At 57.0% G+C, this 15,208-nt stretch carries 12 protein-coding genes and 1 tRNA gene; 11 read left to right on the top strand and 2 right to left on the bottom strand.

Annotation, left to right across the window (positions count from 1 at the left end; genetic code table 11):
* Positions 1–125: 125 nt before the first annotated feature.
* The 11 genes from gyrA (at position 126) to pyrF (ending at position 13,633) form a co-directional block, all read left to right on the top strand.
* Positions 126–2,780 carry a DNA gyrase subunit A gene (gene gyrA / locus FCS96_RS14225; protein ID WP_138441055.1) on the top strand — a complete coding sequence of 885 codons (2,655 nt, stop codon included), beginning with the start codon at positions 126–128 and terminating at the stop codon, positions 2,778–2,780.
* Between the two features lie 50 nt (positions 2,781–2,830).
* Positions 2,831–3,913 carry a 3-phosphoserine/phosphohydroxythreonine transaminase gene (serC, locus tag FCS96_RS14230; protein ID WP_138441056.1) on the top strand — a complete coding sequence of 361 codons (1,083 nt, stop codon included), beginning with the start codon at positions 2,831–2,833 and terminating at the stop codon, positions 3,911–3,913.
* A gap of 2 nt (positions 3,914–3,915) precedes the next feature.
* Complete coding sequence (pheA, locus tag FCS96_RS14235; RefSeq protein ID WP_138441057.1) at positions 3,916–5,013, top strand: prephenate dehydratase; 1,098 nt, start codon at positions 3,916–3,918, stop codon at positions 5,011–5,013.
* A 47-nt stretch (positions 5,014–5,060) separates the two neighbouring features.
* Complete coding sequence (gene hisC / locus FCS96_RS14240) at positions 5,061–6,194, top strand: histidinol-phosphate transaminase (protein ID WP_138441058.1); 1,134 nt, start codon at positions 5,061–5,063, stop codon at positions 6,192–6,194.
* Position 6,195: 1 nt separating this feature from the next.
* Positions 6,196–8,424, top strand: a complete 2,229-nt coding sequence (locus FCS96_RS14245; RefSeq protein WP_138441059.1) for a bifunctional prephenate dehydrogenase/3-phosphoshikimate 1-carboxyvinyltransferase — start codon at positions 6,196–6,198, stop codon at positions 8,422–8,424.
* Positions 8,424–9,104, top strand: a complete 681-nt coding sequence (gene cmk / locus FCS96_RS14250) for a (d)CMP kinase (RefSeq protein ID WP_138441060.1) — start codon at positions 8,424–8,426, stop codon at positions 9,102–9,104. Before FCS96_RS14245 ends, cmk begins: the two co-directional genes overlap by 1 nt.
* A gap of 130 nt (positions 9,105–9,234) precedes the next feature.
* Positions 9,235–10,926 carry a 30S ribosomal protein S1 gene (rpsA, locus tag FCS96_RS14255; RefSeq protein WP_138441061.1) on the top strand — a complete coding sequence of 564 codons (1,692 nt, stop codon included), beginning with the start codon at positions 9,235–9,237 and terminating at the stop codon, positions 10,924–10,926.
* A gap of 134 nt (positions 10,927–11,060) precedes the next feature.
* On the top strand, positions 11,061–11,357 hold the full coding sequence (locus tag FCS96_RS14260; RefSeq protein ID WP_007154691.1) for an integration host factor subunit beta: 297 nt from the start codon (positions 11,061–11,063) through the stop codon (positions 11,355–11,357).
* 63 nt (positions 11,358–11,420) lie between these two features.
* The gene (locus FCS96_RS14265; protein WP_138441062.1) at positions 11,421–11,723 is read left to right on the top strand and encodes a LapA family protein; all 303 of its coding nucleotides are present in this window, start codon (positions 11,421–11,423) and stop codon (positions 11,721–11,723) included.
* The gene (lapB, locus tag FCS96_RS14270) at positions 11,723–12,892 is read left to right on the top strand and encodes a lipopolysaccharide assembly protein LapB (RefSeq protein WP_138441063.1); all 1,170 of its coding nucleotides are present in this window, start codon (positions 11,723–11,725) and stop codon (positions 12,890–12,892) included. Before FCS96_RS14265 ends, lapB begins: the two co-directional genes overlap by 1 nt.
* A gap of 30 nt (positions 12,893–12,922) precedes the next feature.
* Positions 12,923–13,633, top strand: coding sequence for an orotidine-5'-phosphate decarboxylase (pyrF, locus tag FCS96_RS14275; RefSeq protein ID WP_138441064.1), 711 nt, complete (start codon positions 12,923–12,925; stop codon positions 13,631–13,633).
* Positions 13,634–13,801: 168 nt separating this feature from the next.
* On the opposite strand, the gene FCS96_RS14280 is transcribed toward pyrF, so the two are convergent.
* Positions 13,802–13,877, bottom strand: a tRNA-Asn gene (locus FCS96_RS14280).
* 70 nt (positions 13,878–13,947) lie between these two features.
* A complete protein-coding gene (locus FCS96_RS14285) occupies positions 13,948–15,132 on the bottom strand; it encodes a pyridoxal phosphate-dependent aminotransferase (RefSeq protein WP_138441065.1) in 1,185 nt (394 codons plus the stop codon).
* Between the last annotated feature and the right edge of the window lie 76 nt (positions 15,133–15,208).

Consider the following 15,208-nt stretch of genomic DNA (forward strand, 5'->3'; position numbering starts at 1 on the left):
CCTGTCTCACAGTTGCCCCGGTAACGGTGTGATTGTGGTAGACTCGGCGGCTTATTACAGAATAACTAGGGGGCCCGGAAACGGCTCCGACACGACTTCCAGATAACGCAAAGGAACCTTTCTCGATGGGTGAGTTAGCCAAAGAGATCCTGCCGGTAAATATTGAAGACGAGTTAAAACAGTCCTACCTCGATTACGCCATGAGCGTCATCGTCGGCCGTGCGCTGCCGGATGTGCGGGACGGCCTCAAGCCGGTGCATCGCCGCGTTCTGTTCGCCATGTCCGAATTGAACAATGACTGGAACAAGGCTTACAAGAAGTCGGCCCGTGTGGTCGGTGACGTTATCGGTAAATACCATCCGCACGGCGACTCTGCGGTCTACGACACCATCGTTCGTATGGCTCAGCCGTTCTCCCTGCGCTACCCGCTGGTTGATGGCCAGGGTAACTTCGGGTCTATTGATGGCGACAATGCGGCCGCCATGCGTTACACCGAAATTCGCATGGAAAAGATCGCCCACTCGTTGCTGGCGGATCTGGAAAAGGAAACGGTTGATTTCGTCGACAACTACGACGGCACCGAACGCATCCCTGAAGTGCTGCCCACCCGGGTTCCCAACCTGTTGGTCAACGGCTCCTCCGGTATCGCCGTTGGTATGGCCACTAATATCCCACCCCACAACCTGACGGAAGTGGTGAACGGGTGTCTGGAGCTGATCAACAATCCGGACCTCACCGTTGATGAGCTGATGGAGTTCATCCCGGGACCGGATTTCCCGACCCAGGGCATCATCAATGGCCGGGCGGGTATCGTTGAGGCCTATCGTACAGGCCGCGGCCGGATCTACATTCGCGCCCGTCACGAAATCGAGCACGACAAGAAAACCAACCGCGATGCCATTATCATTACTGAGCTGCCCTACCAGCTCAACAAGGCCCGGTTGATCGAGAAGATTGCGGAGCTGGTGAAAGAGAAGCGCCTTGAAGGCATCTCTGAACTGCGCGACGAATCCAACAAAGAAGGTATCCGGGTTGTGATCGAACTGCGTCGGGGTGAAAACCCGGACGTCATCATCAACAACCTGTTTGCCCAGACCCAGCTGCAAACTGTATTCGGCATCAACATGGTTGCGCTCATCAACGGTGAGCCGAAGACCCTCAACCTGAAAGAAATGCTGGATGCGTTTGTCCGTCACCGCCGCGAGGTTGTGACACGCCGGACCATCTTCGAGCTGCGCAAGGCGCGTGAGCGTGGCCACATTCTGGAGGGCCTCACCGTTGCGCTGGCCAACATCGACGAAATCATCGAGCTGATCAAGGCCTCGCCGTCCGCGGCTGAAGCCAAAGAAAAGCTGATGGACAAGGGCTGGTCGCCCGGTGATGTCCTGGCCATGCTGGAACGCGCGGGTGAAGACGCCTGTCGCCCCGACGATCTGCCGGAAATCTTTGGCCTCCGCGAAGGCTTGTATCACCTGTCTCCGGAACAGGCCCAGGCGATCCTGGACCTGCGTCTGCACCGCCTGACCGGTCTTGAGACCGAGAAGCTGCAGAATGAGTATAAGGAAATCCTGGAGAAGATTGCCGACCTGCTGGACATCCTCGGTGATCCTGATCGCCTGATGCAGGTTATTCGTGAAGAGCTGGAAGCGATTGTTACCGAATTTGGCGATGAGCGTCGTACCGAAATCACCAGTTCCCGTCGCGATCTGACCATCGCGGACCTGATTGACGAAGAAGACCTGGTGGTAACGATTTCCCACAGTGGTTACGCCAAGACCCAGGCGGTCGAGGATTACCAGGCTCAGCGTCGCGGTGGTCGAGGCAAGGCGGCAACGTCCATGAAGGACGAGGACTTTGTTGAGAAGCTGCTGGTCGCCAACTCTCACGACACCATTCTGTGCTTCTCCAACCGGGGCAAGGTCTATTGGTTGCGGGTATTTGAGATTCCCCGGGCCAGCCGTGCTCACCGTGGTCGTCCGATGGTGAACATCCTGCCGCTGGACGAAGGTGAGCGTATTACCACCTTCTTGCCGGTGCGCGATTATCCGGAAGACCAGTTTGTGCTGATGGCGACCTACGCCGGTGTCGTCAAGAAGACGCCGCTGCCGAACTTCTCTCGTCCGCGCAGCAGCGGCCTGATTGCTCTGTCGCTGGACGAAGGTGACACCCTCATTGGCGCCGCTATCACCAAGGGCGATGCTGAGATCATGCTGTTCTCCACCGCTGGTAAAGCGGTGCGCTTCAATGAAGAGGCTGTTCGCCCGATGAGCCGGACCGCACGTGGTGTTCGCGGCATCAAGATGCCAGAAGGGCACCATGTGGTCTCCCTGATTATTCCTCAGGAAGATGGGGTGATCCTCACCGCCAGTGAAAACGGTTACGGTAAGCGCACAGCCATTGATGAATTCCCGACTTACGGCCGAGGCAGTCAGGGCGTTATTGCCATGCAGTGCTCGGAGCGTAACGGAAATCTGGTAACAGCCCTCCAGCTATTCGACGGCGATGAGATGATGCTGATCTCCGACAAGGGCACTCTGGTGCGGACCCGCACGGACGAAGTCTCCGTGCTGAGCCGGAACACCCAGGGTGTGCGTCTGATCAAGCTGAGCCAGGAAGACGAGCGTCTTGTAGGCGTAGAGCGGATTGCTGAAGCCGATGACGCTGGCCTTGATGGTGAAGAACTCGACGGTGAAACACCTGAAGGCGAAACGCTGGAAGGGACAGAGCCCAATGGTGAAGCTGGTGAGAGCAGCTCAGAGGACGGTGCCGGCGAAGACTAAGCCGGCACTGCTAACAGACCGAATCAGTATGACTTGAGAGATCACGGAACATGAGTAGGGCGTATAACTTTTGTGCAGGCCCGGCAACTTTGCCGGAGGCAGTGCTGCAGCAGGCACGCGAGGAAATGCTGGACTGGCGCGGCACTGGCATGTCCGTGATGGAGATGAGCCATCGCAGCGACGAGTTTGTACAGATTGCTGAAACTGCCGAGCGAGATCTTCGTGAGTTAGCCGGTATATCAGATGATTACGCCGTACTCTTCATGCAGGGTGGGGCTTCCAGTCAGTTCGCCACCATCCCCCTTAATCTCCTCGGAGAAGGCGGATCTGCAGATTACGTGAACACCGGGATCTGGTCGAAGAAGGCCATCGCCGAGGCCAAGCGTTACGGCAACATCAACGTGGTGGCCAGCGCTGAGGACTCCGGATTCAGCTCGATTCCAGATGTTTCAGGTTGGCAAACCAGTGCCGATGCTTCGTATCTGCACTACACCCCGAATGAAACCATTGGCGGCCTGGAGTTCGACTTCGTGCCAGACAGCGGTTCTGTGCCACTGGTCGCGGACATGTCTTCAACCATGCTGTCCCGGCCAATGGATTTCTCCAAGTTTGGTCTGATTTACGCCGGCGCCCAGAAAAACATCGGGCCGTCTGGTCTGGTGGTGGTGATTATCCGCAAAGACCTGCTGGGCAAAGCCCGCAGGGAAACGCCTACGATGATGAACTACCAGGTCATCGCCGATAACGATTCCATGTACAACACGCCTGCTACCTATTCGTGGTATCTGGCGGGGTTGGTGTTCCAGTGGATGAAGGCCCAGGGTGGAGTAGAGGCCATGGGGGCGATCAATGCCCGTAAAGCCAAAAAACTCTACGACTTCATTGATACCAACGATTTTTACGCCAACCCGATCAATCCGCGTTTCCGCTCCTGGATGAACGTGCCGTTCACCCTGGCGGACGATGCCCTCAACGCAGATTTTCTTCGCGGTGCCGACGCCCGCGGTTTGCTGAATCTCAAGGGGCACCGCTCTGTGGGTGGCATGCGCGCCAGCATCTACAACGCCATGCCGGAAGCGGGTGTTGACGCGTTGGTGCAGTACATGGCGGAATTCGCCAGGGAGCGTGGTTAATCATGAGTGACGAGCAGATTCGTCTGGCCGAACTCCGGGACGAGATTGATAGCCTTGATCAGCAGATTATGGATCTGATCAGTGCCCGCGCACGCTGTGCCCAGGAAGTGGCGCACGTAAAGATGGATTCGAACCCGGATCAGGACGTGTTCTTCTATCGCCCTGAGCGGGAAGCTCAGGTGCTGCGCCGTATCAAGGAACAGAACCCGGGACCTTTGACGGGCGAGGAGATGGCGCGACTGTTTCGCGAGATCATGTCCGCCTGTCTGGCATTGGAAAAACCGATGCACATTGCCTTCCTGGGGCCGGTGGGAACCTTCACCCAGGCTGCAGCTCTGAAGCACTTTGGCCATTCGGTGGTTAGTGTGCCGCTGCCGGCGATCGATGCAGTGTTCCGTGAAGTTGAGTCGGGCGCCGCCCATTACGGCGTGGTGCCGGTGGAGAATTCCACTGAAGGCATGATCAACCACACGCTGGATATGTTCATGTCGTCGCCGCTGAAGATTTGCGGAGAAGTGCAGTTGCGGATTCACCACCATTTGCTGGTGTCGCCCAAGCACGAAGACCAGGACATCACGCGGATATATTCCCATCAGCAATCCTTTGCCCAGTGCCGTCAGTGGTTGGATACCCATCGCTACGGTATTGAGCGCATCACCGTGTCCAGCAACGCCGAAGCGGCGCGCCGGGCCGCGGAAGAGCCTGGTGCTGCCGCAATTGCCGGCGACATGGCCGCCGAGCTCTACGGTCTGAAAAAGCTGGCCAACAGCATTGAAGATCGTCCGGATAACACCACCCGGTTCCTGATCATTGGTCGGGAAGAAGTGCCGGCCAGTGGCCACGACAAGTCTTCCATTCTGGTTTCCATGCGCAACAAGCCGGGCGCCCTGTACCAGTTGCTGGAACCTTTCCATCAGCACGGTATCAGCCTGACTCGCATTGAAACTCGGCCGTCGCCCAGCGGTACTTGGGCCTATGTGTTCTACATCGATTTCGAGGGCCACATGGAAGACGACAAGGTGAGCAAGCTGCTGGCCCAGGTGGACGAGGAAGCGGTTGAGCTGAAACGTCTGGGTTCCTATCCGATTGGTGTTCTCTAGCATTGCGATGTTAAGGGCAGGAACAAGTTACGGAGTGAATGATAGCGATGGCAGTTGATTACCAGAGTCTGGCAGTAACCGGGGTTCAGGCGCTGTCTCCCTATCAGCCGGGCAAGCCGATTGATGAGCTGGCCCGAGAGTTGGGACTGAACCCGGCCGATATCGTGAAGTTGGCCAGCAACGAAAACCCGCTGGGTCCCAGTGACGTTGCCCTGAAGGCGGCCCAGAAGGCGCTGTCAGAGCTGTGTCTGTATCCGGATGGCAATGGCTTTGATCTGAAGCAGGCATTGGCGAATCGATTTGGCGTCAAAATGGATCAGATCACTCTGGGCAATGGCTCCAACGATGTCCTCGAGGTGATTGCCCGTTGTTTTGCCGATCGGGACGCCGAAGTTATCTATTCCCAGTATGCGTTTGCGGTTTACCCGCTGGTAACCCAGGCGATTGGTGCCAAAGGGATTTCCGTGCCCGCCCGTGACTGGGGTCATGATCTCGACGCCATGGCAGCGGCGGTGACCGAACGTACCCGTCTGATTTTTGTGGCCAACCCGAACAATCCGACCGGCACCGTACACGACGCTGCGGCAATAGAAGCTTTCCTGGAAAAAATTCCCGCCAATGTGCTGGTAGTGCTGGATGAAGCCTACTGCGAGTACCTGCAGGGCGATGAGTACCCGGATGGTGTGAAATTGCTGGCGTGGTTCCCAAACCTGATTGTCTGCAGAACCTTTTCCAAAGCCTGGGGCCTTGCCGCACTGAGGGTGGGTTACAGCATCAGCTCGGCAGCCATCGCCGATATTCTCAACCGTGTGCGCCAGCCCTTTAATGTCGATACCGTGGGGTTGGCGGCAGCAACCGCAGTGCTGGCAGATGAGGCCTATCTGGAGCGTTCCCGCGAAATCAACAGTGCCGGGCTGCGACAACTAGAGCAGGCCTTTGACCGGCTTGGTCTTGAGTACATTCCCTCCGCTGCGAATTTCATTGCAGTTGATGTCGGCGAACGCGCGCAGGACATCTACCAGGCCTTGCTGGCCAAGGGGGTGATTGTGCGTCCGGTAGGCGGTTACGGCATGCCTCATCACCTGCGGGTGTCCGTGGGGCTGGCGGAAGAGAATCAGCAATTTATTGAAGCGCTCGAACAGTCTTTGTCATCAGGGTTGCCGTCTGAGAGGGAAGCCTGAGGTGTCGGGTCAGCAAGCTCTGTTCAAGCGTGTCGCGATTATTGGGCTGGGGCTGATTGGCGGGTCGCTGGCCTGTGCGCTGAGGCGAAACGGCCTGGCTGAAGTGGTCGTCGGGGCAGATAAGCGCGCGGAAGAGCTGGCGCTTGGCGCTGAGCTGGGGGTTATTGATCAGGCTGCAAAGTCTATTGAAGAGGCAGTCACCGGCAGTGATCTGGTCGTTCTGGCGGTTCCGGTTCGGGCTACCCGGGCGGTCCTGGCAGAAATCAAGCCCTGGCTGAGTGAGTCGGCGGTACTGACCGATGTCGGTAGCACCAAATCCAGTTTTGTGGCCGATGTTGAGGCGGTGTTCGGCAGCCTGTCCCCGCAGGTTATTCCCGGCCATCCGATTGCGGGCTCTGAGAAGAGTGGCATTCGCGCCGCCAACCCCGATCTGTTTGCCCGCCACAAGGTTATTTTGACGCCGGCCGACGACGCCAATCCCGAGGCCCTGGCGAATCTGAAGCGGCTGTGGGAGGGGTGTGACGCCACCGTATTGACTATGTCGGTGGCGTATCACGATGAGGTGCTTGCAGCGACCAGCCACCTCCCGCATCTGATCGCCTTTTCGCTAGTGGATACTCTGGCCGGCGAAGACGAGAATATGGACATCTTCCGGTACGCCGCCGGCGGTTTTCGGGACTTTACCCGAATCGCGGCCAGCGATCCGGTGATGTGGCATGACATTTTTCTTTCCAACCGTGACGCGGTACTGCGAGTAATTGACCATTTCACCCATGATCTGGATCAGTTGCGCGATGCGATTGCCAATCAGGACAGCGCCATGCTGCTCCGGGTTTTCAGTCGCGCCAAGGCGGCGCGGGAACATTTTTCAAAAATGCTTTCAGGGCAGGCTTACGTGACAAAAAACAGTGAGAATCAGGTAACGTTCCGTCTTCAGCCCGGCGGAGCCATCGCCGGTGATATCCGGGTTCCGGGCGATAAATCCATGTCCCACCGGTCGATCATGCTGGGTGCACTGGCTAACGGTATCACCGAGGTGAAGGGTTTCCTGGAGGGCGAGGATAGCCTGGCGACGCTTCAGGCGTTTCGGGATATGGGGGTGACCATCGAGGGGCCTGACGACGGCTTCGTTCGTATTCACGGCGTCGGTGTTAACGGCCTGCAAGCGCCCCGGGGGCCATTGTATTTGGGCAACTCCGGGACGGCCATGCGTCTGTTCGCCGGTTTGCTGGCGGCCCAGGTATTCGATTCCGAGCTGACTGGCGATGCCAGTCTGTCCAAACGCCCCATGGGCCGTGTAGCAGACCCGTTGCGTGCCATGGGCGCGGTGATTGATACCGCCGAAGGCGGACGCCCACCGATGAAGATCCGTGGCGGCCAGCACCTGACCGGCATCCACTACGAAATGCCTGTCGCCAGTGCCCAGGTGAAATCCTGCCTGTTGCTAGCGGGTCTCTATGCCGAGGGCAGTACTTCGGTGACAGAGCCTGCGCCGACTAGGGATCACACCGAGCGCATGCTTGCCGGATTTGGCTATCACGTACACCGCGACGGTGCGACCGCCAGTGTCAGCGGTGGCGGTGAGCTTGTTGCCACTGATATCGATGTGCCGGCCGACATTTCCTCTGCGGCCTTCTTCCTGGTGGCTGCCAGCATTGCTCCGGGCTCGGACCTGACCCTGCGCCACGTTGGTATGAATCCGACCCGAGTCGGCGTAATCAACATCCTGCGCCAGATGGGCGCCAACATCGAGGTGCTTGATGAGCGTGAAATTGGCGGTGAACCGGTGGCTGATCTTCGGGTTCGTTCCGCGGAGTTGAGCGGTATCGACATTCCGGAGGACCAGGTGCCCCTGGCTATCGATGAATTCCCGGTGCTGTTCATTGCCGCGACCTGTGCCAAGGGGCGAACTGTACTGCGTGGCGCAGAAGAGCTGCGCGTTAAGGAGAGTGACCGGATCCAGGTGATGGCGGATGGCCTGGCTAATCTGGGTGTCGAGACCACGGTAACCCCGGACGGCATCATCATTGATGGTGGGCAAACCATTTCCGGTGGCCGGGTCGACAGCGAAGGCGATCACCGTATCGCCATGGCTTTTGCGGTCGCATCCTTGCGGGCGGCAGGTGACATTGAAGTGACTAACTGTGCCAATGTGGCAACCTCGTTCCCCGGTTTTGTGGAATTGGCCCAGAGTACCGGCATCCGCATTTCCGCGGAGGGAGCTGAGTAATGACGGATAACCTGCCGACGGTAATCACGGTCGATGGCCCCGGTGGATCGGGCAAGGGCACGGTCACCCAGATGCTGGCCAAGAAACTGGGCTTTCACCTGCTCGACAGTGGCGCGCTCTATCGCTTGACCGCACTGGCGGCAGTGCGTCAGGGTGTGGCCCTGGAAGATGAGGCTGGACTGGTTGTTGTTGCAGCCTCATTAGATGTAGCATTTGAGCCGACACCTCCGGGTGAGCCGGCGAAGGTCATTCTGGCCGGAGAGGATGTCACCGCTGAGATACGTACCGAGACCTGCGGCGATAACGCATCGCGGGTTGCTGTTATGCAGCCGGTTCGGGATGCACTGTTACAGCGGCAGCGGGATTTCCGAAGGGAGCCGGGCCTGGTGGCGGATGGTCGTGATATGGGCACGGTGGTATTCCCCGAGGCTCCGGTCAAGATCTTCCTGACCGCCAGTGCCGAGGAGCGGGCTCGTAGACGATTTAGCCAGTTGAAGGACGCAGGCGTCGATGTTAATATTGATGCCCTTTTAGAAGAGATACGGGTTCGCGATGAGCGGGATATGAACCGTTCTGCAGCCCCTCTCAAGCCTGCGGATGATGCGCAAGTCATTGATTCTACAGGGTTGAGTATAGAAGAGGTGTTAGACAGGTGTTTGGCCGCAGCAGGTCAGGCCTGACTGCACCTTTTCGTCGTTGAAATGCCGGATGTGGCGTTATCGGCCAGCCACTGGCCATATCCGGACATGACTAACAGACCGTGTCGCTGGTAGCACGGAGTAAACTTGCGTTGATCACATAGGACACATAATGAGCGAGAGCTTTGCGGATCTTTTTGAAGAAAGCCTAAAAGAAATTGACATGCAACCGGGTTCCATCGTCCAGGGAACCGTAGTTGACGTCGACAGCGACTGGGTCACCGTTAACGCCGGACTGAAGTCCGAAGGCGTTATCCCCGCCTCCCAGTTTCTTAACGAAAAAGGCGAGTTGGAAGTTGCGATTGGCGACGTTGTAGATGTCGCTCTCGATGCTGTCGAAGATGGTTTCGGGGAAACCCGTCTGTCTCGCGAGAAGGCTAAGCGTGCCGAAGCCTGGAAGGTACTTGAGAAGTCCTTCGAAGCAGAAGAGGTTGTTAAGGGTATTATCAATGGCAAGGTCAAGGGTGGTTTCACCGTCGATCTGGCCGGTATCCGCGCCTTCCTGCCTGGCTCTCTGGTAGATGTTCGTCCGGTTCGCGACACCGCGCACCTGGAGAACAAAGAGCTCGAGTTCAAGGTTATCAAGCTGGACCAGAAGCGTAACAACGTGGTTGTTTCCCGCCGCGCGGTTCTGGAAGCTGAAAACAGCGCTGAGCGTGAAGCTCTGCTGGAAACCCTGACCGAGGGTATGGAAATTAAAGGTATCGTCAAGAACCTGACCGACTACGGCGCGTTCGTAGATCTGGGCGGTGTTGACGGCCTGCTGCACATCACCGATATGGCCTGGAAGCGCATCAAGCATCCGAGCGAAATCGTGAATGTGGGCGATGAGATCAGCGTTAAGGTTCTGAAGTTCGACCGTGAGCGTAACCGTGTATCCCTCGGCCTGAAGCAGCTGGGTGAAGATCCCTGGGTTGATATCAAGGGTCGTTACCCGGAGAGCAGCCGGGTCAAGGCGCGTGTTACTAACCTGACCGACTACGGCTGCTTTGCTGAGCTGGAAGAAGGTGTTGAAGGTCTGGTTCACGTATCCGAAATGGATTGGACCAACAAGAACATCCATCCGTCCAAAGTCGTCCAGGTTGGCGACGAAGTGGAAGTGATGATTCTGGACATCGACGAAGAGCGTCGTCGTATCTCCCTGGGTATCAAGCAGTGCGTATCCAACCCGTGGGAAGATTTCTCCGGCAACTTCAACAAGGGCGACCGCATCTCCGGTAAGATCAAGTCTATTACAGACTTCGGTATCTTCATCGGTCTGGACGGCGGCATCGATGGTCTGGTTCACCTGTCTGACATCAGCTGGAACGAGACTGGCGAAGAAGCGGTTCGTGAATACAAGAAGGGTGACGAAGTTGAAACCGTTATCCTGTCTGTTGATCCGGAGCGTGAGCGTATCTCCCTCGGCATCAAGCAGCTTGAAAGCGATCCGTTCGCCGAGTTTGTTCAGCTGAACGACAAGGGCTCTATCGTTAAGGGTACCGTCTCTGCTGTAGACGCGAAGGCCGCGACCATCGCTCTGAATGACGAAGTGGAAGCTGTCCTGAAGGCCTCTGAAATCAGCCGTGACCGTGTTGAAGACGCACGCAACGCGCTGAAGGAAGGCGAGGAAGTTGAAGCGAAGATCATCAGCATCGATCGCAAGAACCGCATCATCAACCTGTCTGTGAAGTCCAAAGACGTTGAAGACGACAAGCAAGCAGTTGAAGGCATGCGTGCCAAGACAGCTGAAACTTCTGGTGCGACCACCATCGGTGATCTCATCAAGGAGCAGATGCAGCAGCAAAACGCCAACAAAGACTGATAATCTCGGTTGGTAAGAAAAAAACGGGCTCTAAGAGCCCGTTTTTTTTGTGTTTTTTTTTTGTTTGGCTAAACTAGGAGTCATGAGAGTCCGGTATCCGGCGGACACATAATAATGAAAGAGGGAAGCGCCTCATGACGAAGTCCGAACTGGTCGAGCTGATTGCGTCCAAGCAAACTCAGCTTTCCGTTAAAGACGTCGAGTTGGCTGTGAAAACGATTATCGAACACATGTCCCAGTCACTCGCCGATGGCCAGAGAATTGAAATCCGTGGGTTTGGTAGTTTTTCGCTGCATCACAGGGCTGCACGCACTGGCCGCAATCCGAAGACTGGGGAAGCCGTCCAGCTGCCAGCCAAGTTCGTGCCGCATTTCAAGCCCGGCAAGGAGTTGCGGGAACAGGTCAATGACAGTCTGAAAAAAGGCTTCTGACGCAGCATCAGGGAACTTGTATAATCCGGGCTTCTTTAAAGGCCGATCGGGAGCGTTATTGCTATGGCAGGATTGCAGAAAATTTTTATTATTCTGTTAGTACTGGTCCTCATCCTGCTGGCACTTGTGTTTTCTCTCAACAATCAGATGGCGGTATCGCTCAACTTTCTGTTGTTTGAAACCCAGCCTCACGGCGTCGCTGTCTGGATCATCATGTCTTTTATCATTGGCGCGCTCGTGGGTGTGTTGATGACCATGCTGGCAACCGTTCGAAACTCGGTGTCCCGGCGAACTCTCGAGAAACGACTTAATCGTGCCGAGCAGGCATTGGAGAAATCCAGGGCCCAGACCGACCGGACTCTTTAATGGATATAGTGCTTCAGTGGCTGCTGCTGACGATAGCGGTTGCGGCCGGTTGGTTCGCTGGCCGACTAGGCAATAGCCGTCGCACGTCCAGTACCCCGATCTCTGATGAAGAGGCGGTGCGCGACCGGCTCCAATTCCTCTTTACTAATTACTCCGATCAAGCCGTCGAGAATTTTGTGCAGTCCTTGGCTGTGAACAAAGAAACGGTCGGCCTGCATTTGTCGATTGGCAGCCATTTCCGCCTAAAGGGCGAGACCGATCGCGCCATTCTGATCCATCAGAATCTTTTGGCGCGTCCTGAGTTACCCACCCGTTTTTCACCCCAGGTTACCCTTGAGCTTGCCAAGGATTACCTCAAGGCGGGTCTGCTGGACAGGGCCGAGGCATTGCTTCAGGAATTGATGGGCGATCGTGATTATGGTCGCGGATCGTCGCAGCAGCTTATTGAGCTGTACCAGCAGGAAAAAGAGTGGGGCAAGGCGGCCGACGTGGCACGGGCGCTGACTAAAGGTGATGCCGATCCAGCCATGTTCAAGGTGCTGGCTTACCTCACCTGTGAGCGGGCCGAGCAGGCTCTGCGTGAGGATGACCGTTGGGGCGCCCAAAAGCTATGCAAACAGGCGTTGGACTATGATCAGTCCTGTGTTCGCGCCACCCTAATTCTGATGAAGCTGCAGATTCGCCAGGGTAGCTTCAAGGACGCCGCGAATCAGAGCCTGAAAGTGTTTGATCAGAATCCAGAATTTGGTCCCGAGGCTGTGGACCGGTTGATGAAGCTGGAGCAGGAACACGGTGACGTGGGGCGGCTCGGTAAAAAGCTGCGCAAGTTATACGAAAACTACCCCAGCACCAGTCTCTTGTTGGCCCTGGTGGAGTCGGTCGAACGATCCTCCGGACGCCTTGCGGCCATTGAGCTCCTGCGTCAGGAGCTTGAGGTGCGACCGAGTGTCCGGGGTCTGTTGCGGCTGGTTGAGATGGCGGGATATGAGAAGGGTATGACCACCGATGAGGGGCGTCTGGTAAGCCGCATCGGTCACCTGATTCTCGTGAATCGGCCCATATACCGCTGTGCCAACTGTGGCTTCTCCGGCCAGCAATTGCACTGGCTCTGCCCCAGCTGCAAGCAGTGGGAGACCATTCGCCCGATTCAGGGTGTAGAGGCCGAATAATTCTTTAAAGCATTCTGTAGGGTTTATAACGTGCACAACCAAAACGATCCGAAGATCATTGTCGCCCTGGATTTTCCATCTGAGAAACCGGCTGTAGAGCTGGTAGAGCAACTGGACCCGGCCAAGTGTCGGCTCAAGGTAGGCAAGGAATTGTTCACCCGCAGTGGCCCGCAGCTGGTAGATCGGCTGCAGAAGCGCGGTTTCGATGTGTTCCTGGACCTGAAGTTTCACGATATCCCGAACACAACCTCGGCCGCCGTGGCAGCGGCCGCCGACCTCGGTGTGTGGATGGTCAACGTTCACGCCTCAGGTGGTGAGAAGATGATGGTCGCCTGCCGGGAACGACTGGAATCCTTTGGTGCCGACCGTCCCTTGCTGATCGCAGTCACCGTGCTCACCAGCATGTCTGCCGACGATCTGGCCGGCATCGGTATTGCCGACTCGCCGGAAGCCCAGGTTTCACGCCTGGCGACCCTCACCAAAAACTGCGGCCTCGACGGCGTAGTCTGTTCCGCTCAGGAAGCCCCCAAGCTCAAAGCCGAGCAGGGCGCGGACTTCCAGCTGATTACCCCGGGAATCCGACCGCTGACCGCCGACAAGGGCGACCAGCAGCGCATTATGACCCCCACAGACGCGCTCAAGGCCGGCTCCGACTACCTCGTGATTGGTCGCCCGATTACTCAGGCGGCTGACCCTCTGGCTGCGTTGGAGGCGATTCATGCTGAGGTGATGGGGCTCTAAACTCAGAGATGGGTTTCGGTTCCTGCCCCAGCCTTCGTAGTTCAGAGTCTGGTGGTGTGGGGCCGCCCTCCCAAACTCCCGAACTCGCAGGCTAGGGGTAAAAGCAATCAGGGTAGGAGGGCAATAAAAAACCCGCTAACTCAGAGAATTAGCGGGCTTTCAGAATAGTGGCTCCCCGAGCTGGGCTCGAACCAGCGACAAACGGATTAACAGTCCGTTGCTCTACCAACTGAGCTATCGGGGAACGTCGTCGTGTGACGAGGCGCGTATATTAGTGTGGCTATACGCCCTCGTCAACCCTTCGCCAGATTTTTTTAGGCGAGGGCCTTTTTCAGACGATCAACCGCCTGCTTCAGGTTGTCCATGCTGGTGGCAAAGCTCAGGCGCATATGGCCTGGCGCACCAAAGGCAGAACCCGGAACCAGAGCAACGCCGGCTTCAGTCAGCAGCTTCTCAGCGAACTCGACGTCGTTGTTGGCGTCTTTGTCGGCCTCGATTGCGTCGTGGAAGCTCGGGAACACGTAGAAGGTGCCGTCACCGTGCAGGCAATCCACGCCGGGCAGACCATTCAGTGCCTCTACGAGCCAGTCGTGTCGCTCTTTGAACGCGGTGACCATCTCGCCAACACAGTCCTGTGAGCCATCGAGAGCCGCCTGGGCAGCCGCCTGTGACACTGACGACGGGTTGGACGTGCTCTGGGACTGAATCTTCTTCATGGCACCAATGATCTTGGCGGGGCCGGCGGCATAACCGATGCGCCAGCCAGTCATGGAGTAGGCCTTGGAAACACCGTTTAGAACGAAGGTGCGTTCGTATAGCTCCGGTGTAGCGTTCAGAATGTTGCAGAACGGCTTGCCAGTCCAGAGGATGGGCTCGTACATGTCGTCGGTTGCGATCATGATCTTCGGGTGCTTCTTCAGCACCTCGCCGATAGCCTGCAACTCTTCCAGGGTATAAGCCATACCGCTGGGGTTGGATGGGCTGTTGATCACGAACAGGCGGGTACGCTCAGTAATGGCGTTTTCCAGTTGTTCCGGTGTGATCTTGAAGCGAGTGTCAGCGCCGGTTTCGATAATCACCGGTTTGCCTTCAGCAACGAGAACCATGTCCGGGTAGGACACCCAGTAGGGCGCCGGAATAATGGCTTCATCACCGGGGTTCAGCGTGGCAAGTGCGAGGTTGAAAAAGCTCTGTTTGCCACCACTGCTTACTAGGATTTGATTGGCTTCGTAATCCAGGCCGTTGTCCCGTTTGTACTTCGCAATAATCGCTTTCTTCAGGGCCGGCGTACCATCCACAGCCGTATACTTTGTCTGGCCGTTATTGATGGCTTCTATGGCTGCCTGCTTGATGTGATCTGGGGTATCGAAGTCAGGCTCGCCAGCTCCCAGGCCAATGATGTCCTGGCCGGCTGCGCGGAGTTCCGCGGCTTTATTGGTGACTGCGAGGGTGGGAGAGGGCTTGATAGCCTGTACTCGGCTGGAAAGTTGAAGATCCAAACTTGCGCTCCTTAAAGCTGCGTCTGATAGGGCTGCGACTGGCGGAAGTAGGCACAATGACTGATTTTCTTCCGGC

The organism is Marinobacter alexandrii (assembly GCF_005871205.1).
GTDB classification, from domain to species: Bacteria; Pseudomonadota; Gammaproteobacteria; order Pseudomonadales; family Oleiphilaceae; genus Marinobacter; species Marinobacter alexandrii.